The sequence below is a fragment of the Mycobacterium sp. PTI7 genome (assembly GCF_056679845.1).
This window is the reverse complement of the sequence record NZ_CM155252.1, coordinates 980907-1004660: the sequence shown is the minus strand read 5'-3', so window position 1 is coordinate 1004660 and position 23754 is coordinate 980907. Positions and strand designations below refer to the sequence as shown.

Genomic DNA, 23754 nt, shown 5'->3' with positions numbered 1-23754 from the left:
GCGTCAGGAACTGGGGCGCAACCGCGGGACGGGCACGTCCATCGCGGGGCGCTCGCAACCACCGTCGACGTGGAGCAGCTTGCCGGTGACCCACGCCGACGCGGGCGAGGCCAGATACAGCGCCGCACAGGCGATGTCACGCGGCGTCCCCGGTCTGCCCATCGGGGTGTTGGCCTCGAACTGGGCCCGCAGTTCGTCGTTGGTCAGCACGACCTCGAGTCCCTGCGTGGCGACGCCGCCGACGATGATCCCGTTCACCCGCACCAGGGGCGCGAACTCCGCCGCCAGGTTCCGGGTCATCTGGTTGAGCGCAGCCTTGCCGGCACCGTAGGCGGTGAACGCGCCGAGGACCATGTCCGACGCACGCGAGGAGATGTTGACGATGGCCCCGCTGCCCGCGGTGTCCACCATCGCCTGCGCGGCCAGCTGGCTCATCAGGAACGGCGAGGTGACGTTGAACTTCATCGCCATGTCGAAGAACCGCTCCGACGTCGCCATCGCCGGCCGCGGGCCCGTGCCGCCGGCGTTGTTGATCAGGACATCGAGGCGGCCGTACTGCTGCACCGCCGAATCCACGAGGCGTCGCCGGTCCTCGTCCACGAGGACGTCCGTCACGACGGCGGTCGCGGTGCCACCCGCCTCCTCGACGCGGGCGACCACCTCGTCGAGATCGGCAGCGGTACGCGCGCCGATCACGACGCTCGCGCCGGCCTCGGCGAGCCCGATCGCGATGCCGCGACCGATGCCCTGCCCGGCACCGGTGACGACCGCGACGCGACCGTCGAGCCGGAAGTCGTCGAGGATCACGACGCCCGACCCCGTCCGAACCGAGGCGCCGCACGGCCGGCCAGCAGCGGCAGGTCGAGGTAGGTCTTGATGCCCGGTTCCGCCGCCACCACGTAGGGGATGGCACTGACGCAGTGATTGGCGGTGACGACGATGCCGGGGTTGCGGATCAGCCCCTCCTCGATGGTGTCGGGTTGCAGGCCCTTGAACGTCACCAATACGTCCGGCTCGCCGCTGATCTCGATCTCGAATCGCTCGCCCTGCGGCCCGAAGTCCCACGCCGGGTCGAAGTGCTCCTCCCCCATGAACCAGTTGACGCTGGCGGTGACCACCGGCGTGCCGTCCACGAGGGCCCGCCAGTGGAACTTTCGCGCGGCCACCTGACCGGGCTCGATGACGCCCACCGGCGTATCGATCGGCTGGGTGGCGACCGCCACCTCCTGCACGGTCTCGAGGTCGGGATCGACGTCGAATCCCATCTCCGTCACGATCATCCGCACCGACGCCTTGAACCCGGCGCCCAGCAGGCCGACGATCGGGCCCGCCATCGCCTCCTCGGGCGGCACGCCGAAGCCCATGATGTGTCGCACGACGTCGGGTGCGTTGTAGGTGCGGATGTCGCTGAACTCCTCCGAGCGCACGTGGGTGACGCCGGCGGTCAGCGCCGACACCATCAGCGGGAACCGCTCGGTGATGCCGCCGGGGTGAATCCCCGTGCCGTGCAGCGTGCTACGCCCCTCGGCGCAGGCCTCGAGGATGGCTCCGCAGTTCTCCAGATCCGGGTACACCCAGCCCACCGGTGTGACCACGTTCTTGCCGGACCGCAGGAGCGCCACCACCTCGTCCTCGTTGGGGAGCAGCGGGCTGTAGACCACGCAGTCGGCGTCGAGGGCGAGTATCTCGTCGGCGCTGGTGGTGGCGGCGATGCCGATCGGCTCCACGCCGACCAGTTCGCCGACGTCCCTGCCGTGCTTCGCGTCGGAGTGCACCCACGCACCCGCCAGTTCGAGGTCGGGATGGGCCAGCACCGCCTCGATGGCCGCCTTGCCGACCCCACCCGTTGCCCACTGCACCACTCGAATCGCCATGGCCCATTCAAAGCTCGTATGAGAGTGACTGTCAAGATCGCTGTTGCTGTCATATCCGGGTGTCGCCTTGGTCACCTGCCCCGGGAATGGTCGCTGGGCCGCACTACCTTGCAGGGTGACCCGCCCGGTCATACCGCCCGACGACGAGGAACGGAGCAATTCGTGTCTCCCACGCCGGCCCGATCGTCGCCGTCGGAGCCGAGGGGACGCGTCCGCTTCGCCGCCCTCGGCTACGGCATCCGCGTGATCAAGGCGCTGCCCGCGCCGGTCCGTGAGCGGGTGCTCGATCGAGTGGTGGATGCGGTGGGCGAGAACCCGCCCCCGCTTCCCGACGTCCTCCGGCTCCTACGGGCCGCCGACGGCGCGCCCGACGGAACGCGATGGCAGGGCCGGCTACTGCGCGAGCGGCCCACGCTGGCGGCGGTGCGCACACGGGACTTCTCGCTCGGGCCGCAGGGGGCCGTGCGGGCCCGGCTGTATTCGCCGGCGACCGGGACCGCCGCCGTCCCCGCGGCCCTCGTCTGGGTCCATGGCGGCGCGTTCGTCGTGGGCAGCCTGGACCAGAGGGAAGCGCACTGGCCCGCCATCGAACTCGCCGCCGCGGGCATCGCCGTGCTGTCGGTCGACTACCGCAAGTGCTACGGCGGCATCCACTACCCGACTCCGCTGGACGACGTGCTCGACGCGTGGCACTGGGCCGTCGAGCACGCCGACGCACTCGGGGTGTCCCCCGCCGATCTGCATCTCGGCGGTGCCAGCGCCGGTGGCTGCCTCACCGTGGGCGCGATCCTCCGCCTCCGCGACGCCGGCGAACCACTGCCCGCCTCGCTCTACCTCGCCTACCCGCAACTGGAGGGCCGACTCCCGCCGGCCCAGCCGCACATGGTCGACGCCCTGGCTCGGACGCAGGAGGTGCCCGAGCAGTGGCTGACCGACGAGTTCGCGAACTGGGCAGGCGAGGCGTCCTGGGACGACCCCCACGTGTCGCCGGCCCTCGCCGACCCGGTCGGGATGCCCGCGACCTACGTGCTCACCTGCGGACGCGACTCGCTGCGCCGGAGCAGCGAACCGTACGTCGCACGGTTGCGCGACGCCGGAATCCCCCTGTGGCACGACGTCTTCGCCGAATCCGAGCACGCGGTGCTGAACCGTCCGGGGACGCCCGACGGTGTTCGGGCGATTCGGCGTCTGCGCGCCTGGTTGACCGGCGGGGTCGCCGCGATGGCCGAGTAGGCCGGGCTGTGCACGCGCACAGACGGCGCTACTCCCACCTGGACGCGTGCCCCTTTCCCCCCGCCGAGCCGCGCGCCACGCTGGAGTGACACCGCAGACTCCACGAGGCGAAGGCAAGGATCCATGACGTCTATTGCAGGCAAGGTCGTTCTCATCACGGGCGGGGCCTCGGGAATCGGCCTCGAGACCGGCCGCAGACTCGCCTCACTGGGCGCGCACGTCGTCCTCGTCGACCGCTCCGAGCTACCCGAGGCGGTCCTGAACGGGCTCGACACCTCCCGGCACGGGCGGCATCTGTCGCTGCGCGCGGACGTCACCGATACGGCGTCGCTCGAACGCGCGGTCGCCGCGGTGCTCGCCGAGTACGGATGCCTCGACGTGGTGGTCGCCAACGCCGGCATCGCGGAGGCCGGAACCGTGGCCATCAGCGACGTCGAGTCGTTGGCGAGGATCGTCGAGATCAACCTCATCGGGGTCATCCGGACGGTCCACGCGACGCTTCCCGCGGTGACGGCTCAGCGCGGCTTCTTCCTGCTGGTGTCCTCGGCGGCCGCGCTGAAGAACGTGCCCGGTCAATCCGCCTATGCCGCAGCCAAGACCGGCGTCGAGGCGTTCGGCGGCGGGTTGCGCCTGGAGGTGGCGCATCGCGGCGTCGGCGTGGGCGTCGCGCATCCCGCGTTCGTCCGCACGCCGATGTTCGACTCGCAGCACTCCATCGAGGCCGTCCGGGCGGGGATCGAACAACTGCCCTGGCCGTTCAACGTCGTCACCGAACTCGAGGACTGCGCCGACGCGTTCGTCGACGCCATCGTGCGCCGTCGTCGCAAGGTCTACGTGCCCGGCGCGCTGCGCGGCGTCGACACCGTGCGGGGCGTCTTCACCGGCCGACTCTGGGATGCGATCCTGCGCCCGAGGGTGAAGAAGACGGTGCCGTCACTCGAGAGCGGGATCCTCGCGAGTCGTGCGCTCGCGCACCAGCAACCACCACGCCAGCACCAGGTCTGACGTCCGGTCGGTGTCGAGTCCGGTCAGTTCGGCGAACCGGGTCACCCGATTGCGAACGGTGTTGCGGTGCAAAAACAGTCCAGCAGCCGTGTCGTCGACGCGGCGATCGTTGTCGAGATAGGTGGCGACGGTGTCCATGATCTCGCGACCGGACGCGCCCCGTTCGAGCAGTGGCGAAAGGTGCGCGGCCACGAGCTGACCGGCGGCATCGTCGCCGAGGGCGAGCAGAGGCAGCGGTCCGAGCGCAGCCAGGTCAAGGACACCGGTCTTCCCGAATGAGGTGGCGAGATCCAGTGCATAACGCGCCCGCCGGTAGGAGGCCATTGCCTCGGCCGGCCGCTCCGCATTCCCCACCCCGACGGCCACCCGTGCGTCCAGACCCATGGGAGACACCGGAAGCAGCGCCACCAGGTGACGGTCGATCACCGCGTCGATCACCGGCAGAGTGGCCGTGCCGCAACGGATCCGCAGCATCGATCGCACGTCGGACGCCGCGGGTGAGTCGTTCCACGCGACGCAGGCCACATGGTAGTCGTGGTCGAGGACGATGCGGTGTTCGCGGGCATCGTCCTCGAGCGCCGCAGGAACGTAGGACCCCTCGATGAGTTGCCGGATCAGATCGGCACGGCGGACCGCGCCGGAGACCGCGCGCTCCTGCATGACCGAACTGACGGCGGCCGAGTACGACGTCGCCCAGTCCCACATCATGTCTTGCATGTCGTCGATCGACTCCGACGACAGATTCCGGTGCGCGGCCTCGTGCCGGACGAGCTTGAACAGTTCACGCGCACCCAGCTGAATGCTGTGCGCGACGAGTTCCAGCGGAATCCGCTGATCGGCCCATGCCCGGACGAGTTCGACGACGTCCTGGGTGTTCACCGACGGTGAGTCGCTTCGCACCCGGGCCACGACGATGTCCAGGACGGCACGGGTGTTGCGTTCGATCTCGTCCCTGGACACCTGATCGTAGACCGGGATGCTGGTGCGGTACAGCGCCGTGAGGTCGGCGGCCACGGCGTCCAGTTCGACGTCGGCGGCGGACATCAGCGACGCGATCCGGCCGGCGATCTCCTTCTCGCGTACGGCATCGCGGTCAGTCATGGTCACCGCCCTCCCGCCGTCGTCTCGCCGTCGATGTCACGAGGGTCGCACATCCAGCGCCGACAGTCGGCGAATCTCCGGTGCGACGGCGCGACTGCGCGCGGTGAACGGCGCCGTGTTGAGGACGGCACGGAAGGCCAGGAGGAGTCGGCCCGCCCGCGGGTACACCATGCGCGACGGCCGGCGTTCCAGTGCGCGGACGAAGTGCGGCGTGATGTCGTCCGCCGGCGTGATCCTCCCGAAGGGGCCCGGTAACGCGGCGAGCAGTGCCGCGAACGCAGGCTGGGCGATCTTGCCCTGGACCATGGCGGTGTCGATCCATCCGGGGTGAAACGTTCCGACCCGAACGCCCGTACCGGACAGTTCCAGACGCAGAGAATTGGCGAACGCCTCGAGCCCAGCCTTGGACGCCGCGTAGGCCGCGTGCCCCGGCTGGTGCGCGAACGACGCCCAGGAGCAGGTAAAGGCGACGTACCCTCGCGACGCGACGACGGCCGGCAGCGCGGCCCGGACGATGTTCTGCGCCCCGATCAAGTTGACGTCGATCGTCCGTTTCCAGGCACCGTCGGGAAGCACGTCGATGGGGCCGAATCGGGAGATGCCGGCATTCGCCCACACGACGTCGATCCTCCCGCGCTCAGCGGTGATTCGATCGACGACGTGCTGGCAGGCGTCCGCGTCGGTGACGTCCAGCACGTGGCTGTCGCACGGACCCGGGACCGAGCGGGCGGCGCTCGCGAGCGCATCGGCGTCGACGTCGAGGAGGACGACTACGGCACCGCGCGCGGAGCACTGGACCGCGGTCGCAAGACCCAGACCGCCTGCGCCCCCGGTGATGACGATGACGCTATCGGTCAAGGACGACGTGTGCATTGCTCAACTCTCCGTGCCGGTTCGTGCGGGAAGGGGAACGACGGCCAGGGCCGACTCGGTGATGCTGCCGAAGACGAGATCCGAACCGCGTCGCACGACGCTGGTGACCATCGAGTATTCGGACGTGTCGGTCTGCAGGTCGCGGACGATCAGACCGTGCGGGTCGACGGCGATGACCCAGCTCGTCGGCACCCCGGCGCGGACGGTCTCGGGCAGCCGGTAGGCCAGTCGCCGGATCACCCCCGGCAACGCGGCCACCCGATCGAACAGCCCACTGCGCGGATTGGCGATCGCCACCCACGTCGTGTCGCCGTCCACCGACACGTTGTCGGGAAAACCGGGCAGGTTGTCGATCACCGTCGTCGGTGCTCCCACGGCGCCGTCGACGAGCGGCCACGTCCGCACCCGGAAGGCACCCGTTTCGGCGACCGTCACGCGATCCTCGTCGTCGGACACCGTCAGCCCGTTCGCGAACTGAAGGCCGTCGACGAGGGTTCGTGCGGTGCCGTCGCACTCGAGCACGGCGAGCCGGCCGGTCCCCGAGTGTTCGATGAGGTCTGCGAGGAAGTCGTGGAACCCGAAGCGACGGGTGGACACCGTGAAGTAGATCCGGCCCGACGCGGCGCGAACGACGTTCGATGCGAATGTGATCGGTTCGCCGTCGAGTCGGTCGAGCAGCACCTCGACGGCGCCGCCGTCGACGTCGACCCGCAGGAGCCCGCGTTCGCCGTCGCAGACCAGCAGGGTGGCGTCGTCGACGACCGTGGTCCCCAGCGGACGCCCACCCGTGTCGGCGAGGGTCTCGACTGAGGCGTCGTCCTCGGTGATGGTGATGCGCAGGATCCGCCCGTCCTCCAGACCCGTCAGCACGCGCCCGCGCGAATCGACGCGCACGTCCTCGGGGCCGCGGCCGGGAAGCTCGATGCGCCTGAGGGCGCCCATCGGTTCCGCGCTGACGGTCTCTCGGGCGCGCGGAGTCGCGCGCGGTGGCGTCCACCGAACCGGTTCGAGACGGGGCACCATCCGCGCTGTCGGGTGCACGGGCGCGGACGGACGCGCGGTGCCGATGATGACGTCGGCGACGGCACCGGCGGAACTCCATGGCGCTCCGTGCCCTTCGCGGTGCAGCGGGAAGGCCGCGACGCCGGGAGCGGACGCCGACCGGGCCATCGCCGCGGGGTCGACGCGGCGGTCGTCCAGTCCGTAGACGACGCTCACCGGGCAGGTCAAAGCCGCCAACCGCTCGTCGAGGGGTCGATCGTCGAGGTAGTCGTCGATCGCCGAGGTCGAGGTCACGAAGCGGCGCAGGCCGGTGTCCCGCAGGTCCCGCACGGCGAAGTCCGGCACGGCGCCGCCAGGCGCGAAGGCCGATCGCAGACCGCGTCGCAAACGGGTGAGCGGCAACGCCTTCCACACCGCTCCGCCCAGCAGGGGCGCCCGCAAGATTCGCTCGGACAGCGAGCGGGCCGTGAGCCGGCTGGCCGCGGTGGGTGGTGTCGACACCAGGACCAACCGCGAGACCAGTGACGGGTACTGCTCGGCGAGCGCCGTTGCGACCAGCCCTCCCCGCGAGTGACCCACCACCGTAGCGGGGACGGTTCCGGCCGCGCGGATGGCGCGTGCCACTTCCAGCGCATCCCGTTCGATCGACGCGCTGCCGGCCACCGCGGGCGCCAGGACCGTCGCGTGCAGGAGTGGGCGCACCCGGTCCCAGGTCGCCGGGGATCCGCCCAGGCCGTGCAGCAGGACCACCGCGTTCGTCATCGCGACACCACGGCGGGCTGGGTCTGGTGTCGTGCACCATCGAATCTGATGGCACGGCTGCGGTATCCGAGGATGCTGCCCGGCCACAGGTTGCTGTTGCGGCCGGCCGGATCGAGGTACCAGCTCGAGCATCCGCCACTGGTCCACACCGTCCCGTCGGTGAGGGCGTCGATGTCGTTCGCGTAGTCGGCCTGCGCCTCGACGGTCGGTTCGACGGTCCCGCCGGATCGGATCGCATGGGCCATGGCGCGTTCGACGTAGTGCAACTGCGATTCGAACATCATGATGACCGAGGTATGACCGAGCGCGATGTTGGGTCCGTGCATCAGGTACAGGTTGGGGAAGCCCGCGACCGTCGTGCCCAGGTAGGCGCGGGGGCTGTCGCCCCAGGTCTCCGCCATCGACCGCCCGCGGGCGTCGAAGACCCGGTCGGTCAGGGGCAGCCGGCTGGTGTCGAAGCCGGTGCCGAAGATGATCGCGTCGACGTCGTGGGCGACGCCGTTCCCGTCGACGACGCCGTCAGCGGTCACCCGCGCGACGCCGACGGTCTCGACGTTCACGTTCGGTTGCGCGAGCGCCGGGTAGTACTCGTCGGAGAGCAGTATTCGCTTGCATCCCATGCGGTAGTCGGGCGTGAGCTTCTCCCGCAACGCGGGGTCGCTCACCGCGTGCGCCAGGTGGGCACGGCCCTCCTTCTCCCCGATCGCCATCAGGACCGGATGACGGAACGCGAGGAGCTTGATCTCCCGCTGGGCGTAGATGAGCGCTCGGAGCGCCCGCTGGTATCCGGGAAGCGCCCGCAGCAGAGCGCGTTTCGTCGACGAGATCGGTTGATCGTTGCGCGGCATGACCCACGGAGCGGTGCGCTGGAACAGCGTCAGCGATCCGACGACCGGCTGAATCCTCGGGACGAACTGGATGGCCGAGGCCCCGGTGCCCACGACGGCCACCCGCTTGCCCGTCAGATCGGTGTCGTGATTCCACTGCGAGGAGTGGAACATCGGTCCGGTGAACGACTCGATCCCGTCGATGGCCGGTAGCGCGGGATTGGCCAGTGATCCGGTGGCGAGAACGACGTGGTCGGCGGTGGAGGTGCCGCGCTCGGTCTCGAGTATCCAGCGCGCCGCCTCGGGGTCCCAAGAAAGCGACGTCACCGCGCAGCCGGTCCGCAGCCGCGGGAGCAACCCGTTCTCACGCGCCACCCGTTCCAGGTACGCGCGGATCTCGGGCTGGCGGGCGAACGTGTGGCGCCACCGGTGGCTGGGGGCGAACGAGAACGAATAGAGCAGGCTCTGCACGTCACAGGCCGCGCCCGGATAGTCGTTGTCTCGCCATACGCCACCGAGCGTCTCGGCGCGCTCATAGATCACCACGCTGCCGCCGTGCAGTTTCTCGAGCCGGATCGCCGCACCGATTCCCGCGAAGCCCGACCCGATGATCGCGAGGGCATGGTGCGCGGGGGTGGTGCCGGCGTCGAGGGCCGTCATGTTCGTCTCGCAATCCGTGTGTCGTGGTGTCGGGAGAATTCAGACCACGCCGCGACGGCGGCCGGGAGGTGATCGGGCAGGGCGAACGTGGCGTCGAGCGCGAGGACGTCCCGGGGCCGCACCGACGCGCCGGACCGCTCCATCAGGCGAACCGACACGAGAGCGGTGGCGTACTCGACGCCGGCGCCATGGAAGGTCTGCTCGAAGTACAGGTTCTTCTCGTCGGTGCCCACCAGGACCGTACGCACCCGGTAACGGCACCCCAATCGAAGGGAACGCCGGTAGGTGATCGTCTGCGCGGTCACCACGGGACTCCAACCTAGCGTGCGGAATTGCCGCCACAGGCCGGTGCGGGCGTAGTAGGAGATGCGGGCGGCGTCGAGGATCGACAGGTACCGCCCGTTGGTCATGTGCAGGAGGACATCCAGATCGACCACCTGAACCCGGAAACCGGTGTCGAGCGGATGGCCCACCACGGCCGGGGCCCCGAACCTGACCATGCGCAACAGCCAGCGGATCATCATGACCATCGCCGAGCCCCGCTTCCCACCGCCGTCGCCAGGCGGTCACCCCATCGTGGGCGACGGCCCGCGACGGCGGCAGGGCTGCGGTGACACGCCAAGCGCGGACGCGATGTGCACGCGCACAGGCAGCCCCATTCGGTCAGGACGTCACCGGGGCCGGCTCCTCGTAGGGCGATGGCTTGTTGTCGCGTGCCCACTGCTTCTCGGCCTCCGACCATGGCGGCGGCGGCTTCATCCCATCGATCACCCAGGTCTCGAAGAGACCCTCCACCACTGCCGACTCCCAGCGAAGATTGCGGTCATCGACGAAGGGCTTGATCACTGCTGCAAAGCCCTCGCGCATGGCACCGTAGATCTGCGCCTCACTCACCTCTCCGTACTTCTCGAACAGATCGTTCATGTTGCGGGCGACGTGAAGGATTTCGATCAACACGAAGTCGACGGCAGGTTCGCCACCGACGATAAAGTTCTCGCCATCGAATTCCGCGAACACGACGCTCGTGTAAAACCTCGGGAAGCCGACCGCCTCGCAGTAGAAGTTCGTGACGCTCTCTGCAAAGGCCTTCTTGTCCTCGGGTGTGTACACGTCTTTCGCCGTGTGAATGCGCCAGAGAGGCATGCCAACTCCTATGTTCGGTTCAGCCGGTCGAAGGCTCGGACGGATGCTCGTGATGAGCAAGATTGCAGCCGAACGCCATACGCGCTGCCGCACTCTCCGATGAGTCTTGAGCACCACCTGGCACCTCGTCGCGAGGCGTGGGCACCGAAGCCCGCCGCCTCCACTGTGCATGTGCCCCTTGCCTGATGGTCGCCGCGTCCCGATTCGCGGGCCTTGGACGTCACTGCGCCATGCGGGCCAGGTCCGCGGCGGGTCAGGGCGACGCGAGGCGTGGCGGGGTGATGTCGCGGTCGGGATGGGCCCCCGGAAACGACATGCCGGAACCCGGCAGCCACGCGGATTCGACGATCAACTCACCGATCTCGGCGATGTTGAGCACGTCCAGCTCGTAGTCGAAGAGCCCGTCGCCCGCATGGTGCAGCAGCGAGAAGGCCGGCGCCTGATAGGGCGAACCGTCGGCGCGGCTCCCGGGCAGGCGGTTCCACCAGTACGTCACCAGACGGTCGCCGTCGACCATCGTCCACTCCTCCGGGAAGGTCCACCCCTCGAAGCCGGCCATCGAGTGGTCGAGATAGCGGGTGATCTCGTCGCGACCCTGGACTCGTCCCCAGGCCGGATCGATGAAGACGGCGTCCTCGGTGAACCAGGCGCCGATGGTCGACCACGGCGCCTCCCCCGTCACGCATCGTTCCCGCTGCAGGACGTATCTGCGGTACGACTCGAGGGCTTGCCGTTCCCGCTCGTTCAACTCGGCCATCAATCGTCTCCCACGCTCCACGCCAATGTGACAGTGACTATCAAGATACAAGTTCAACTCACCATGTCACTCGACGTCGGGATGAAGATTCGGGTACGCAGACTGGCCGAGGACGACCCGAATTGTTCGCTGCGAACAACATGCTGGTGCGACCTTGACCGCCACGAGGGAGATTCGGCGGCCTCCGGTCAGCCATTGTGGAGAAAAGCATGCCGCGGCTACCGGCGGCCGCCTCGGCGGTTTCTCGGAGTCGACGAAACCCGACATCGAAAGAGGCCCCCGCGTGAGCCATTTCCGCAGCAATGTCCGCGACATCGAGTTCGCACTGTTCGAGCACCTCCGGGTCGACCGGGTGTTCGGGTCCGGCCGGTTCGCCGACCTCGACCTGGAGACGGCTCGCGACATGCTCGGTGAGGTGGCACGGCTGGCCGAGGGGCCGATCGCCGCATCGTTCGCCGACGGCGACCGCAACCCGCCGGTCTTCGATCCCGAGACCCATTCGGTGACGCTGCCCGCAGCGTTCAAGAAGTCGGCACGCGTGTTGCTCGACGCGGATTGGCACAAGGCCGGCGTCTCGGCGGAACTCGGCGGAATCCCGTTGCCGCGCACGCTGGTGTGGGCCCTGCAGGAGCAGATCCTGGGCGCCAACCCGGGTGTCACCATGTACTGCATCGGCGCCGGCTTCGCGCAGATCTTCGCCGACGTCGCCACCGACGAGCAGAAGGAATGGGCGAAGATCGCCGTCGAGCGCGGCTGGGGCTCGTCGATGGTGCTCACCGAGCCCGACGCGGGCTCCGACGTCGGGGCGGCACGAACCAAGGCCACCCCCCAGGACGACGGCTCGTGGCACATCGACGGCGTGAAGCGCTTCATCACCTCGGCCGACTCCGACGATCTGTTCGAGAACATCTTCCACCTCGTGCTGGCCCGCCCCGAGGGCGCCGGTCCGGGCACGCGCGGCCTGTCGCTGTTCTTCGTGCCGAAGTTCCACTTCGACTTCCAGACCGGCGATCTGGGCGAGCGCAACGGCGTCTTCGTCACCGGCGTCGAGCACAAGATGGGCCTCAAGGTCTCCGCGACGTGTGAGCTGTCGTTCGGCCAGCACGACGTCCCCGCCAAGGGCTGGCTCGTCGGCGACGTGCACAACGGGATCGCGCAGATGTTCGACGTGATCGAGCAGGCCCGAATGATGGTCGGCACCAAGGCCATTGCGACGCTGTCGACCGGTTACCTCAACGCGCTGGACTACGCCAAGACCCGCGTGCAGGGCGCCGACATGACGCAGATGACCGACAAGGCCGCACCGCGCGTCACCATCACCCACCATCCCGACGTGCGCCGCTCGCTGATGACCCAGAAGTCCTATGCCGAGGGCCTGCGGGCGCTGTACCTGTACACCGCGTCCTTCCAGGACGTGGAGGTCGCGGACACGGTGCACGGCGTGGACGCCGACCTCGCACTCAAGGTCAACGACCTGCTGCTCCCGATCGTCAAGGGCGTCGGCTCCGAGCAGGCCTACGCCAAGCTGACCGAGAGCCTGCAGACCTTCGGCGGGTCCGGCTTCCTGCAGGACTACCCGATCGAGCAGTACATCCGCGACGCCAAGATCGACTCGCTCTACGAGGGCACCACCGCCATCCAGGCGCAGGACTTCTTCTTCCGCAAGATCGTGCGGGACAAGGGCGTTGCACTTGGCTACGTGGCCACCCAGATCGAAACGTTCATCAAGAACGAGTCCGGCAACGGACGCCTCAAGACCGAACGCGAACTGCTCGCCACCGCCTTGGCCGACGTGCAGGGCATGGCCGCCACGCTCACCGGCTACCTGGTGGCGGCCCAGGACGACCGGACCAACCTGTACAAGGTCGGCCTGGGTTCGGTGCGGTTCCTCATGTGCGTCGGCGACCTGATGATCGGATGGCTGCTGGCCGAGCAGGCGACGGTCGCCATCGGACGCCTCGATTCCGGTGTCGCGCAGGACGACCGGTCGTTCTACGAGGGCAAGATCGGTGCCGCGTCGTTCTTCGCGAAGAACTTCCTGCCGCTGCTCACCAGCACCAGGGACGTCATCGAGAACATCGACAACGACGTGATGGAACTCGACGAGGCCGCGTTCTAGGACCCGTCACCGCGGCGGCTTCGGGAGGCCCAACGCCACGATCAACTCGAGGATCGCTCGAGGGTCGTTGAGCCGCTCGCCGAACAACTCCCGCAGCCGACCGACGCGGTAACGCACCGTCTGCGGGTGGACGAACAGTTCCTCGGCGATGCTCTCGCGCCGGCCCTGGTGCAGGAGCCAGGCACGGAGGGTCGCGACCAGGTCGTCGCGGGTGTTCGGCCGTAACTCGTCGAGGGGCTGCAGCACCCGCTCGCGCAGATCGGCGAGCGCATCCATGTCGGCTCCGAGGACCAGCTCGGGCAGCAGTCGTTCGGTGTCGGTCACCGCGTCCCCGTCGAGGTTCATCGCGAGGGTCCGCTCGACGCGGCGCACCGATGCGGCGGCCGACATCCACGGCCGCGGCGGTCCGATCACGCTGCCGGGGAACGAGAACGAGGTGACGAACCGCCCGCGGCCGGCGCCGCCGACGTCGGGAACCAGCAGCAGCGCCACCGGCCGGGCGGACACCGCGATGGCGTCCTCGGGTATCTCCAGGATCCGCGGGTCGATGGTGCGCATCGCACCGACGGCCCGGCCGACCGGCACCGCCACCGCGGTCAACGTCTGCGGCGCCACCCAATCCGCGCGTTCGGCCTCGTGCAGCAACTCGTCCGCACCCGCCGAGGCGAGCAGACGCCGCACCAACGACTCGCGCGCGCGCTGACGGGCCATGCCGGTCCGCGCCGATTCGTCGGCATGCCCGGAGACACTCGTCGCCGACAGTCGGTCCATGTAGGCGAAGATCTCTCCGGCGAACGTCGCCAGCTGGTCGCGCTCCAACCAGTGCTCGACGGCGAGGTCGCTCCAATGCCGCCACACCGTGCGGGCACCGACCCGGTACGCGGCAAGGAGCACCTCCGAGCTGCGTCCGGCACGTGCCTCGCCCTGGCCGAGCGCGTAGGCGGCATCCATCCCGGGATCCTGCGCCGCCGAGACGTCCGAGTCCACCCCGTCGCCTACGAGCCGCACGAACACCGTGACCGTCTGCCGGACAGCGTCCTCGATCAGCCGACGCTGCGGGCCCACCGCCGTCCGGTAGGTGGGCACCTCCGCGATGACCGCCGCGACCGTGCGCTCCGCGAGGGCGGGCAGCCCGGCTTCCAGCGCAGCGATCAGCGGGCTCGGCAGGCGGAGCCTGGGTGGCGGGTCGGTGACTAGAAGTCCCAGTCCTCGTCCTGGGTGACGACGGCCTTGCCGATCACGTAGGACGAACCCGAACCGGAGAAGAAGTCGTGGTTCTCGTCGGCGTTGGGCGACAGCGCCGACAGGATCGCCGGGTTGACGTCGGTCTCGTCCTTCGGGAACAGCGCCTCGTAGCCGAGGTTCATCAGCGCCTTATTGGCGTTGTATCGCAGGAACTTCTTGACGTCCTCGGTGAGACCGACGCCGTCGTAGAGGTCCTGGGTGTACTCGACCTCGTTGTCGTACAGCTCGAACAGCAGCTCGTAGGTGTAGTCCTTGAGTTCCGCCTTGCGGGCGTCGCTCTCGAGGGCGAGGCCCTTCTGGAACTTGTAGCCGATGTAGTAACCGTGCACGGCCTCGTCGCGGATGATCAACCGGATCATGTCGGCGGTGTTGGTGAGCTTGGCGCGGCTGCTCCAGTACATGGGGAGGTAGAAGCCGGAGTAGAACAGGAAGCTCTCGAGCAGCGTCGAGGCGACCTTGCGCTTCAGCGGGTCGTCACCCTTGTAGTAGTTCATGACGATCTCGGCCTTGCGCTGCAGGTTGGGGTTCTCCTCCGACCAGCGGAACGCCTCGTCGATGTCGACGGTGGAGCACAGGGTGGAGAAGATGTTGCTGTAGCTCTTGGCGTGCACCGACTCCATGAAGGCGATGTTGGTGTAGACGGCCTCTTCGTGGGGCGTCAACGCGTCCGGGATCAGGCTGACCGCGCCGACCGTGCCCTGGAGCGTGTCGAGCAGCGTCAGGCCCGTGAACACGCGCATCGTGAGCTGCTTCTCGTGCTCGTTCAGCGTGCCCCAGGACGGGATGTCGTTGGACACGGGGACCTTCTCGGGCAACCAGAAGTTGCCGGTCAACCGCTCCCAGACCTCGGCGTCCTTGTCGTCCTGCAGGCGGTTCCAGTTGATGGCCGAAACGCGGTCGATCAGTTTGATTCCCTCGGACACCACGAACCCCATTTCACCTGCGGATGAGTTGCTTCCGGCCATCTCGGTCGGTCGTTCCCGACACTACCCCTGGTGTCGGACATCGCGGGGCAACACAACAGATTGTGGTGGCGTGTCGCGTCACCGGCCGCTGAAGGTGAACTCCGAACGCCGCAATCTGCGCGTCGCGAGCCAGTACTGCCACGTCATCCCGCCCCACAGCGTGCGGTTCTTGCCGCGCTCGTCCATGTAGTAACTGCTGCAGCCGCCGATGCTCCACACCGACCGGTCGAGGTCGGCGTGCAACCTCCGGTTGAAGTCGTCCTGGGCGCTGCGCGTCGGGGCGAGCGCCGTCGCGCCGGCCGCGTCGACGGCGGCGATGGCCTGGGCGACGTAGCGGATCTGCGACTCGATCATGAACACCACCGAGTTGTGCCCGAGCCCGGTGTTGGGGCCGAGCAGGAAGAACAGGTTCGGCATGCCGGCGACGGCGATCCCACGGTGCGCCTCGACGCCCTCGCGCCGCCAACGGTCGACGAGGTCTTCGCCACCGGGACCGGTGACCTGGACGTAGGTGTAGGAGTCGGTGACGTGGAAGCCGGTGGCGAACACCACCACGTCGACGGGACGCTCGCGGCCGTCCGCGGTGACGATGCCGTCGGCGGTGAACCCCGCGATGCGGTCGGTGATCACCTCGGTCCGCGGGTTGGCGATGGCGGGATAGTAGATGTCGGAGTTGAGGATTCGCTTGCAGCCGGCGCGATAGCTCGGGGTCAGGGCACGACGCAGGGCGCGGTCCTTCACGCTGCGCCGGATGTTCCACTGGCCCAGCAGCCGCCCGATCCGCAGCAGCCCGGGCTGCTTGGTCATGCCGAAGCCAACCACCTCGTGGGCCCAGTAGATGGCGAGCCGCGTCAGCGCCCGGGCACCGGGGACGTCGGTGAACACCTGCCGAAGCCAGTGCGGCAGAGCGTTGTTGGGCCGCGGCATCACCCACGGCGGGGTCCGCTGGTACACCTGCAGCTCCGCGACGTCGTCCACGATGGCCGGTACCAGCTGGATGGCGCTGGCACCCGTGCCGATCACGGCGACGCGCTTGCCGGTGACGTCGACGTCGTGGTCCCACCGGGCGGAGTGGAACGTGACCCCGCCGAAGTCCTCGATCCCCTCGAAATCGGGGGTCAGCGGGACGTGCAGGGCACCGGCTCCCGAGATCAGGAACTGGGCCACGTACTCGTCGCCGTCGGCGGTGACCACGTGCCACGCCGACTCGCCCTCGTCCCACCGGGCCCGCTCGACGTGGGCGCCGAACCGCACGTACCGCCGCAGGCCGTACTTGTCGGCGACGCCCCGGAGGTAGTCGAAGATCTCCGGTTGCAGCGACCACATGTGCTGCCAGTCGGCCTTCGGCTCGAAGGAGAACGAGTACATGTGCGACGGGATGTCGCAGGCGCAGCCCGGGTAGGTGTTGTCGCGCCAGGTGCCGCCGATGTCGTCGGCCTTCTCGAGGATGAGGAAGTCGACGTTCTGCCGCTGCAGGGCGATGGCCATGCCGAGTCCGGAGAAGCCGGTGCCGATGATCAGTGCGCGCGTCCGCACGGGTTCGCTGCGGACGGCTGCGCCGTCAGCCCGTTCGACGGTGTCGGTCATGCGCCGAGAATACCGGGACCCTGGGTACCGGATATCAGGCGACGGATTCGCTCCGCTGCACGCCCTCGTGCAGGGGCAGCTCGGGGTCGATCTTGATGCCGATCAGCTCGCAGGTGCCGTTGATGGACCCGAGCATGATCGTGGTCATGTAGCCGATGAACGACTCGGCGGGCATCCGGCGGGGGCTGTCGACCTGCGGCCCGAGCCACCAGTCCGTGGCCGCCGCCGCGGACCCGAACGTGGTGTAGGCCGCGAGTTCGATGGCGTTTCCGTCGAGTTCCATCTCGCGCAGTTCGTTGTTGAACATGCTGGCCATCGCCAGGGTGACCTCGCGGCCCTCGTTGAGCGCGCGCATGGTCGATTCGGTCTGCTCGGCGAAGCGGCCCTGGATCAGGAAGCGGCACACGTTCGGATGCTCGTCGACGAGCAGCACGTACTGCTCGACACTGCGCCGGATCACCTCGCGCGCAGGGTCGGTCGCGATGTCGATGTGCGGGAAGATCGCCGCCCACAACATGTCCCGCAGCCGTTCGCCGATCGCCTGGAAGAGATCCGACTTGTCGGTGAAGTGGCGGTAGATCTTCGGTTTGGCGGTGCCCGCCTCCTCGGCGATCTCGCGCAGGCTGACCTCCGGACCGAGCCGGTCGATGGCCCGGAATGCGGCGTCGACGATCTCCGCCCGGACCTTCTTGCGGTGCTCACGCCAGCGCTCGCTGCGCGCGTCGACCTTCACCCCCGGCTGGGGCGCCGGACGAGGTATCGACGGTCTGCGCACGGATTTACTGTACCCGCTGGTACCACCTCGACCGGCGGACCGCTGACCTGCGGGTTCCGCCGTGTCGGCGCGGCCACCGGGACCAGGTCGAGGCACACGTGCTCGGCCACCGGCTCGAACCCGATCCTGCGGTACACCCCGGTCGACACCGGATTGGCGGCGTCGGCGAACAGCACCACGTCCCGGGCGCCGCGGTGGAGGGCGTCGTCGACGGCCGCCGCCGTCACCGCGGCGGCGTACCCGTGGCCACGGTGCTCGGGTGGCGTGTAGACCGGACCGATCCGCGACACCCCGACGGCGGGGGCGTGCACGCGCGCCATCGACACCGCGACGCCGTCGACCGTCCACAGCACGACGCGGCCGTTCGCGGCCAGGACGTCACGCAGGTAGTCCGCGCGCGCCGGCGGGTCGGCCGGCTCGCCGAACACGTCGGCGAAGAAGCCGTCGAGCCAGGTGGTGACGAGGCCGTGATCGACCCCGACCAGCGGCCGCGCCTCTCCCGCCACCCCGGTCGGTCGGCGCAGCACGTCCAGTCGGTGCAGCACGTCGACCCGCGTCTCGACGACACGTCGACCCGTCGCTCCCCGCCAGGCGTCGGCGAAGGCCGCGGCCGATGAACGATGCCCACGCACCGAGGCGATCTCGTCGGCGGCCAGCTCGACCGCGACGTCCTCGGCGAGACGGACGCTGAGTCCGCCGACGAACAGACAACCGTCACCGCCCTGCACCGCAGCGCCGACGACGCCGACACGGTGCGCCGACGCGAGGATCCGGCTGCGGGGCCACGGCGACTGACGGAGAGCCGTCAACTCACTGGTGAAGTGGACGGGGTTGCGGCGGTACACCCATCGCACCACCGAGGCGAACTCGGCGGGCGACTCGTACCGGCGGACGTCCATGACGTCGAGCGTGATCCATCCGGCGGTCGATCTCCACCGATTTTCCGCCCGCCCAGCGTGACGTCAGTCCGGGATGGCGGCGCGGGTCCCCGTGGCGACCGTCAACAGCATCACCGAGTCCTCCAGGGCGTCCACGTTGTGTCGCTCGAGCGGCAGGATCAGGAAGTCGTCCTCCTCGCACTCGATGGCCTCGGCGTCGTCCGCCGTGGTCGCGACGCGCACGCGCCCACGGAGCAGCAGCAGGGTCGCCTCGCCCGGGCTCTCGTGATCGTCGAGGCGCTTGCCCTCGACCACCGCGATCAGGGTCTGGCGCAGTTCGTGCTCGTGTCCGCCGTAGACGGTGCGCGCCGAACGCCCGGCGTGGGCGGTTCGGGCGGTCTCCAGTTGATCGTCGGCCAGCACCGTCAGCGACAACGTATCCATGGCCGGTCGCCTACCCGCGCTCGCGGACGCGAAACGGGCCGGTCAGCGTCGGCCGCGCTTGGTCGGACCCGGCGTCCGCGCGACCTTTCCCGCGGCGGCGCGCGCGGCCTGCTTCGCCAGCGTCTTCTCCCGTGCGGTGCGCTTCGGCGCCGGCTCGGCGCGGCCGCGCGACGAACTGGGCTTGCGTCCGCGCACGATGCCGATGAACTCCTCCACCAGTTCCGGTTGCTCGCCGTCGGGAATCGCCAGCGCGACGGGGCAGTTGGGTGCGTCGGCGATCGGGCGGTACACCAGGTCCCTGCGGTGGTGCAGCCGCGCCAGCGACTGCGGGACGATGAGCGCCCCGGTCCCGGCGGCGGCGAGTTCCATTGCCTCCCCCGTGGTCGCGGGCCGGTACTCGACCATCACGCCGGGTGCGGCAGTCCAGGACACGACGTCGTCGAGCGGGAGCAGGACGGGCTGGTCGCGGAGGTCCGCGGCGGCGACCTCGTCGGCGGCGCCGAACAGGTGGTCGGTGGGCACCACGACGACCGTCGTCTCCTCGTACAGTCCGATCACTGCGATCCCCGACACGGCGGCCGGCGGCCGGAGTAGGGCGACGTCGACGGTGCCGTCCCGCACCGCGTCGACCGCGTCCGCGGCGGCCATCGGATGCAGCCGTAGCGGGACCTCGGGATGGCGTTCCGCCCAGGTCCGCGCCCACTTGGCGGGCGTCACGCCGGGGACGTATCCGACGGTGAGGCAGGACGGGGTCACCGCCTCAGGCTACCGATAGGCTCATGCCATGAGCAGGCCGAACGCACAGTCCATGAAACCCGCCACGGCGGCGAAGAAGCTGGACGTGTACCTGCCGGCGACACCGGCGGAGTTCCAGGAGAACGCGATCACCCGCTCCGATCTGGCTGCGCTGCAGGCCGATCCGCCGCAGTGGCTCAAGGACCTCCGCAAGGACGGGCCACACCCCAAGAACCTCGTCGCGGCCAAGCTCAGCATCTCGATCGCCGGCCTCGCGCGCGGCGGCGTCACCGAGGCGCTCACCACCGAGCAGATCGCCCAGCTGCTCGAGGAGATGCCGGAGTGGCTGGTCGCCGAACGCGAGAACTACCAGGCCGTGCTGCGCGAGGAGCGGCGCCTCAAGGCGTTGCACGAGGACCGGGCCCGCGAGGGCTGACCGACCGTGCCCCTCAGCGGAAGAAGATGTCGCTGAGACGGTCGAAGAAACGATCGACGCCGCGCTCCAGCCGACTACCCCGGGCCCACTTCTCCCAGGCGTAGATCGAGCCGAACAGCGCGGCGACGATCCCGAGCACCAGCGCGGTGACGAGGACGACCTCGACGGTTGTAGTCAACTGACTACAACATGCAGCTGACGCAACCCTCCACCTCAGTCCCCTCCAACGCCATCTGGCGCAGGCGGATGTAGTACAGCGTCTTGATGCCCTTGCGCCACGCGTAGATCTGCGCCTTGTTCACGTCGCGCGTGCTGGCGGTGTCCTTGAAGAACAGCGTCAGCGACAGGCCCTGATCCACGTGCTGGGTGGCCGCGGCGTAGGTGTCGATGATCTTCTCGTAGCCGATCTCGTACGCGTCCTGGTAGTACTCCAGGTTGTCGTTGGTGAGGTACGGCGCCGGGTAGTAGACGCGGCCGATCTTGCCTTCCTTGCGGATCTCGATCTTCGACGCGACGGGGTGGATCGACGACGTCGAGTGGTTGATGTAGGAGATCGAGCCGGTGGGCGGGACGGCCTGCAGGTTCTGGTTGTAGATGCCGTGCGTCTGCACCGACTCCTTCAACCGCTTCCAGTCCTCCTGCGTGGGGATGCGAATGTCGGCGTCGGCGAACAGTTCCCGCACGCGCTCGGTCGCCGGCTCCCACACCTGGTCGGTGTACTTGTCGAAGAACTCGCCGGACTTGTACTTGGAGCGCTCGAAGCCGCCGAACGCCGTACCCCGCTCGATCGCGATCCGGTTGCTGGCACGCAGCGCGTGGTACAGCACCGTGTAGAAGTACATGTTGGTGAAGTCGATGCCCTCGTCGGAGCCGTACATGATCCGCTCGCGGGCGAGGTAGCCGTGCAGGTTCATCTGACCCAGGCCGATGGCGTGGGAGTCGTTGTTGCCCTGCTCGATCGACGGCACCGACCAGATGTGCGTCTGATCGCTGACCGCGGTCAACCCGCGGATCGACGTCTCGATGGTCTGCGCGAAGTCCGGTGAGTCCATGGCCTTCGCGATGTTCAGCGAGCCGAGGTTGCAGGAAATGTCCTTGCCCACCTTGGCGTAGCTCAGGTCCTCGTTGAACAGCGACGGCGTGGACACCTGCAGGATCTCCGAGCACAGGTTGCTGTGGGTGATCTTGCCCTCGATCGGGTTCGACCGGTTCACGGTGTCCTCGTACATGATGTACGGGTAGCCCGACTCGAACTGCAGCTCGGCGAGGGTCTGGAAGAACTCGCGCGCCTTGATCTTCGTCTTGCGGATCCGCGCGTCGTCGACCATCTCGTAGTACTTCTCGGTGATGGAGACGTCGGCGAACGGCACGCCGTAGACGCGTTCGACGTCGTACGGCGAGAACAGGTACATGTCCTCGTTGCGCTTGGCCAGCTCGAAGGTGATGTCCGGGATCACGACGCCCAGCGACAGCGTCTTGATGCGGATCTTCTCGTCGGCGTTCTCGCGCTTGGTGTCGAGGAACCGGTAGATGTCGGGGTGGTGCGCCTGCAGGTACACCGCACCGGCACCCTGGCGGGCGCCGAGCTGGTTGGCGTAGGAGAACGAGTCCTCGAGCAGCTTCATGATCGGGATGACGCCCGAACTCTGGTTCTCGATGTTCTTGATCGGCGCGCCGTGCTCACGGATGTTGCTCAGCAGCAACGCAACTCCGCCGCCGCGCTTGGACAGCTGCAGCGCCGAGTTGATGGAGCGTCCGATCGACTCCATGTTGTCCTCGATGCGGAGCAGGAAGCACGACACGGGCTCGCCGCGCTGCTTCTTGCCCGAGTTGAGGAATGTCGGGGTGGCCGGCTGGAACCGGCCGTCGATGATCTCGTCGACGAGTCGCTCGGCGAGCACGGTGTCGCCGGCGGCCAGCGTCAGCGCGACCATGACCACGCGGTCCTCGAAGCGCTCGAGGTAGCGCTTCCCGTCGAACGTCTTCAGCGTGTACGAGGTGTAGTACTTGAACGCGCCGAGGAACGTTGGGAAGCGGAACTTCTTGGCGAAGGCGCGGTCGATCAGCGTCTTGACGAAGTTGCGGCTGTACTGGTCGAGCACCTCGCGCTCGTAGTAGTTCTCCTTGACCAGGTAGTCGAGCTTCTCGTCCTGGTTGTGGAAGAACACCGTGTTCTGGTTGACGTGCTGCAGGAAGTACTGGTTGGCGGCTTCCCGATCCTTGTCGAACTGGATCTTGCCGTCCTTGTCGTACAAGTTCAGCATCGCGTTGAGCGCGTGATAGTCCGTCTCGCCCGGAAGAGCGTGGACTCCGGTGGTTACAGGTTCTGCAGTGACGGTTGGTGACACGTCTGGTCCTTCCAGAAGTCGGCAAGCCCCGCTCGGACGGCGAAGACGTCGTCCGTGGTGCCCATGAGTTCGAAGCGATAGAGGTAGGGGACGCCGCACTTGCGTGAGACGACGTCGCCGGCGTAGCCGAATTCGGCGCCGAAGTTGCTGTTGCCCGCGGCGATGACGCCGCGGATCAGCGATCGGTTGTGTTCGTTGTTGAGGAAGGCGATCACCTGCTTGGGGACGTATCCCCCAGCCTCGGGATCGGGACCGTTCGCGTGCCCGCCGCCGTAGGTGGGCAACACCAGCACGTAGGGCTCGTGGACCTCGATGCGCTCGCGCAACGGGATGCGGATCGCGGGCAGTTCCAGCTTCTCGACGAAGCGGAGCGTGTTCTCCGAGACGCTGGAGAAGTAGACCAGACCGGCCATGGCTTCCCGTTCCCCCTCCGCGCGTCTACCCCGGTCGCTAGGCCGTGACCGCGGCGGCGCCGACGAGGCTCTTGATGCGGTCCGGACGGAAGCCCGACCAGTGCTCGTTGCCCGCCACGACGACCGGTGCCTGCAGGTAGCCCAGGGCCATGACGTAGTCACGGGCATCGGCGTCGACGCTGATGTCGATGACGTCGTACTCGACGCCCGCCTTGTCGAGCGCCTTGTAAGTGGCGTTGCACTGGACGCATGCCGGCTTCGTGTACACGGTGACGCTCATCTTGGTGCAACTCCTTCACGTACGGGATCGACTGGCTACTGCTTCCCACTGTGTTTCAGCGAGCCGATGGCCTCTGAAATTCCTTCGATCCACGGGCGAGCGGAGCGTCTGATCCATCCGGGTCGATGACCCGAGATCGTGCGGATTGGGCGCTCCGGCCGACCTCTGAAGCGGTGGGAACCGTTGGGGCCTGTCGGTTCGCAGAACACTACACCTAGTGGCCGACGATCGATACGGATACAAGATGTTCTGAACGACATTCATGGAATTCCCTGGTGACGAGTGGAACCGA

Annotated in this window: 24 protein-coding genes; 4 read left to right on the top strand and 20 right to left on the bottom strand. The window is 68.3% G+C overall.

Annotation, left to right across the window (positions count from 1 at the left end):
- Positions 1–3 precede the first annotated feature (3 nt).
- Both AC1MEY_RS04885 and AC1MEY_RS04880 read right to left on the bottom strand, forming a co-directional pair.
- Entirely contained in the window at positions 4–807 is an 804-nt protein-coding gene (locus AC1MEY_RS04885) for a glucose 1-dehydrogenase (RefSeq protein WP_480229595.1), read from the bottom strand.
- Positions 804–1874 (bottom strand): NAD(P)H-dependent amine dehydrogenase family protein, encoded by a 1071-nt coding sequence (locus AC1MEY_RS04880; RefSeq protein WP_480229594.1) that lies wholly within the window; start codon positions 1872–1874, stop codon positions 804–806. Before AC1MEY_RS04880 ends, AC1MEY_RS04885 begins: the two co-directional genes overlap by 4 nt.
- A 162-nt stretch (positions 1875–2036) precedes the next feature.
- Here AC1MEY_RS04880 and AC1MEY_RS04875 point away from each other — a divergent pair, with 162 nt between their 5' ends.
- Positions 2037–3107, top strand: a complete 1071-nt coding sequence (locus AC1MEY_RS04875) for an alpha/beta hydrolase (RefSeq protein ID WP_480229593.1) — start codon at positions 2037–2039, stop codon at positions 3105–3107.
- Between the two features lie 123 nt (positions 3108–3230).
- Positions 3231–4112 carry a short-chain dehydrogenase/reductase gene (locus AC1MEY_RS04870; protein WP_480229592.1) on the top strand — a complete coding sequence of 294 codons (882 nt, stop codon included), beginning with the start codon at positions 3231–3233 and terminating at the stop codon, positions 4110–4112.
- Here AC1MEY_RS04870 and AC1MEY_RS04865 read toward each other — a convergent pair.
- From AC1MEY_RS04865 to AC1MEY_RS04835, 7 genes are all read right to left on the bottom strand, one after another.
- The gene (locus tag AC1MEY_RS04865; protein ID WP_480229591.1) at positions 4041–5213 is read right to left on the bottom strand and encodes a PucR family transcriptional regulator; all 1173 of its coding nucleotides are present in this window, start codon (positions 5211–5213) and stop codon (positions 4041–4043) included. The genes AC1MEY_RS04870 and AC1MEY_RS04865 overlap by 72 nt on opposite strands.
- Before the next feature lie 36 nt (positions 5214–5249).
- Entirely contained in the window at positions 5250–6071 is an 822-nt protein-coding gene (locus AC1MEY_RS04860) for an SDR family NAD(P)-dependent oxidoreductase (protein ID WP_480229590.1), read from the bottom strand.
- A gap of 18 nt (positions 6072–6089) precedes the next feature.
- Positions 6090–7850, bottom strand: a complete 1761-nt coding sequence (locus AC1MEY_RS04855; RefSeq protein ID WP_480229589.1) for an alpha/beta fold hydrolase — start codon at positions 7848–7850, stop codon at positions 6090–6092.
- Complete coding sequence (locus AC1MEY_RS04850) at positions 7847–9337, bottom strand: flavin-containing monooxygenase (protein ID WP_480229588.1); 1491 nt, start codon at positions 9335–9337, stop codon at positions 7847–7849. The genes AC1MEY_RS04855 and AC1MEY_RS04850 overlap by 4 nt, the downstream gene beginning before the upstream one ends.
- A complete protein-coding gene (locus AC1MEY_RS04845) occupies positions 9334–9861 on the bottom strand; it encodes a thioesterase family protein (RefSeq protein ID WP_480229587.1) in 528 nt (175 codons plus the stop codon). The genes AC1MEY_RS04850 and AC1MEY_RS04845 overlap by 4 nt, the downstream gene beginning before the upstream one ends.
- 139 nt (positions 9862–10000) lie before the next feature.
- Positions 10001–10480, bottom strand: coding sequence for a tautomerase family protein (locus tag AC1MEY_RS04840; protein ID WP_480229586.1), 480 nt, complete (start codon positions 10478–10480; stop codon positions 10001–10003).
- A 253-nt stretch (positions 10481–10733) separates the two neighbouring features.
- Positions 10734–11237, bottom strand: a complete 504-nt coding sequence (locus tag AC1MEY_RS04835) for a nuclear transport factor 2 family protein (RefSeq protein ID WP_480229585.1) — start codon at positions 11235–11237, stop codon at positions 10734–10736.
- Between the two features lie 283 nt (positions 11238–11520).
- Between AC1MEY_RS04835 and AC1MEY_RS04830 the strand changes: the two genes are divergently transcribed.
- Complete coding sequence (locus tag AC1MEY_RS04830; protein ID WP_480229584.1) at positions 11521–13356, top strand: acyl-CoA dehydrogenase; 1836 nt, start codon at positions 11521–11523, stop codon at positions 13354–13356.
- Positions 13357–13362: 6 nt separating this feature from the next.
- Here AC1MEY_RS04830 and AC1MEY_RS04825 read toward each other — a convergent pair whose 3' ends face one another.
- The 7 genes from AC1MEY_RS04825 to AC1MEY_RS04795 form a co-directional block, all read right to left on the bottom strand.
- Positions 13363–14487, bottom strand: a complete 1125-nt coding sequence (locus AC1MEY_RS04825; protein WP_480231301.1) for a PucR family transcriptional regulator — start codon at positions 14485–14487, stop codon at positions 13363–13365.
- A 62-nt stretch (positions 14488–14549) separates the two neighbouring features.
- The gene (gene nrdF / locus AC1MEY_RS04820) at positions 14550–15536 is read right to left on the bottom strand and encodes a class 1b ribonucleoside-diphosphate reductase subunit beta (RefSeq protein WP_480229583.1); all 987 of its coding nucleotides are present in this window, start codon (positions 15534–15536) and stop codon (positions 14550–14552) included.
- A 108-nt stretch (positions 15537–15644) separates the two neighbouring features.
- Positions 15645–17153 carry a flavin-containing monooxygenase gene (locus AC1MEY_RS04815; RefSeq protein WP_480229582.1) on the bottom strand — a complete coding sequence of 503 codons (1509 nt, stop codon included), beginning with the start codon at positions 17151–17153 and terminating at the stop codon, positions 15645–15647.
- Between the two features lie 34 nt (positions 17154–17187).
- A complete protein-coding gene (locus tag AC1MEY_RS04810) occupies positions 17188–17928 on the bottom strand; it encodes a TetR/AcrR family transcriptional regulator (protein WP_480229581.1) in 741 nt (246 codons plus the stop codon).
- A complete protein-coding gene (locus AC1MEY_RS04805; RefSeq protein WP_480229580.1) occupies positions 17883–18827 on the bottom strand; it encodes a GNAT family N-acetyltransferase in 945 nt (314 codons plus the stop codon). The genes AC1MEY_RS04810 and AC1MEY_RS04805 overlap by 46 nt, the downstream gene beginning before the upstream one ends.
- 63 nt (positions 18828–18890) lie before the next feature.
- On the bottom strand, positions 18891–19250 hold the full coding sequence (locus AC1MEY_RS04800) for a cupin domain-containing protein (RefSeq protein ID WP_480229579.1): 360 nt from the start codon (positions 19248–19250) through the stop codon (positions 18891–18893).
- A 42-nt stretch (positions 19251–19292) separates the two neighbouring features.
- Positions 19293–20006 (bottom strand): LysR family substrate-binding domain-containing protein, encoded by a 714-nt coding sequence (locus AC1MEY_RS04795; protein ID WP_480229578.1) that lies wholly within the window; start codon positions 20004–20006, stop codon positions 19293–19295.
- 28 nt (positions 20007–20034) lie between these two features.
- On the opposite strand from AC1MEY_RS04795, the gene AC1MEY_RS04790 reads away from it, so the two are divergent.
- Entirely contained in the window at positions 20035–20421 is a 387-nt protein-coding gene (locus tag AC1MEY_RS04790; protein ID WP_480229577.1) for a DUF5997 family protein, read from the top strand.
- Between the two features lie 13 nt (positions 20422–20434).
- Here AC1MEY_RS04790 and AC1MEY_RS04785 read toward each other — a convergent pair whose 3' ends face one another.
- Genes AC1MEY_RS04785 through nrdH form a run of 4 tightly spaced genes read right to left on the bottom strand, consistent with a single transcriptional unit; the run spans position 20435 to position 23462 of the window.
- On the bottom strand, positions 20435–20599 hold the full coding sequence (locus tag AC1MEY_RS04785; RefSeq protein WP_480229576.1) for a hypothetical protein: 165 nt from the start codon (positions 20597–20599) through the stop codon (positions 20435–20437).
- Positions 20600–20603: 4 nt separating this feature from the next.
- Complete coding sequence (gene nrdE / locus AC1MEY_RS04780) at positions 20604–22769, bottom strand: class 1b ribonucleoside-diphosphate reductase subunit alpha (RefSeq protein WP_480229575.1); 2166 nt, start codon at positions 22767–22769, stop codon at positions 20604–20606.
- Entirely contained in the window at positions 22739–23182 is a 444-nt protein-coding gene (nrdI, locus tag AC1MEY_RS04775; protein WP_480229574.1) for a class Ib ribonucleoside-diphosphate reductase assembly flavoprotein NrdI, read from the bottom strand. The genes nrdE and nrdI overlap by 31 nt, the downstream gene beginning before the upstream one ends.
- Positions 23183–23219: 37 nt before the next feature.
- On the bottom strand, positions 23220–23462 hold the full coding sequence (nrdH, locus tag AC1MEY_RS04770) for a glutaredoxin-like protein NrdH (RefSeq protein WP_480229573.1): 243 nt from the start codon (positions 23460–23462) through the stop codon (positions 23220–23222).
- Positions 23463–23754 lie beyond the last annotated feature (292 nt).

Bases quoted from the DNA above. Each gene is read 5' to 3' on its own strand.
- nrdF (WP_480229583.1), bottom strand. From the start codon at position 15,536: ATGGGGTTCGTGGTGTCCGAGGGAATCAAACTGATCGACCGCGTTTCG.
- nrdI (WP_480229574.1), bottom strand. From the start codon at position 23,182: ATGGCCGGTCTGGTCTACTTCTCCAGCGTCTCGGAGAACACGCTCCGC.
- AC1MEY_RS04870 (WP_480229592.1), top strand. From the start codon at position 3,231: ATGACGTCTATTGCAGGCAAGGTCGTTCTCATCACGGGCGGGGCCTCG.
- AC1MEY_RS04790 (WP_480229577.1), top strand. From the start codon at position 20,035: ATGAGCAGGCCGAACGCACAGTCCATGAAACCCGCCACGGCGGCGAAG.
- AC1MEY_RS04815 (WP_480229582.1), bottom strand. From the start codon at position 17,153: ATGACCGACACCGTCGAACGGGCTGACGGCGCAGCCGTCCGCAGCGAA.
- AC1MEY_RS04805 (WP_480229580.1), bottom strand. From the start codon at position 18,827: ATGGACGTCCGCCGGTACGAGTCGCCCGCCGAGTTCGCCTCGGTGGTG.
- AC1MEY_RS04800 (WP_480229579.1), bottom strand. From the start codon at position 19,250: ATGGATACGTTGTCGCTGACGGTGCTGGCCGACGATCAACTGGAGACC.
- AC1MEY_RS04840 (WP_480229586.1), bottom strand. From the start codon at position 10,480: ATGCCTCTCTGGCGCATTCACACGGCGAAAGACGTGTACACACCCGAG.
- AC1MEY_RS04855 (WP_480229589.1), bottom strand. From the start codon at position 7,850: ATGACGAACGCGGTGGTCCTGCTGCACGGCCTGGGCGGATCCCCGGCG.
- AC1MEY_RS04865 (WP_480229591.1), bottom strand. From the start codon at position 5,213: ATGACTGACCGCGATGCCGTACGCGAGAAGGAGATCGCCGGCCGGATC.
- AC1MEY_RS04845 (WP_480229587.1), bottom strand. From the start codon at position 9,861: ATGATGATCCGCTGGCTGTTGCGCATGGTCAGGTTCGGGGCCCCGGCC.
- nrdH (WP_480229573.1), bottom strand. From the start codon at position 23,462: ATGAGCGTCACCGTGTACACGAAGCCGGCATGCGTCCAGTGCAACGCC.
- AC1MEY_RS04850 (WP_480229588.1), bottom strand. From the start codon at position 9,337: ATGACGGCCCTCGACGCCGGCACCACCCCCGCGCACCATGCCCTCGCG.
- AC1MEY_RS04880 (WP_480229594.1), bottom strand. From the start codon at position 1,874: ATGGCGATTCGAGTGGTGCAGTGGGCAACGGGTGGGGTCGGCAAGGCG.
- AC1MEY_RS04835 (WP_480229585.1), bottom strand. From the start codon at position 11,237: ATGGCCGAGTTGAACGAGCGGGAACGGCAAGCCCTCGAGTCGTACCGC.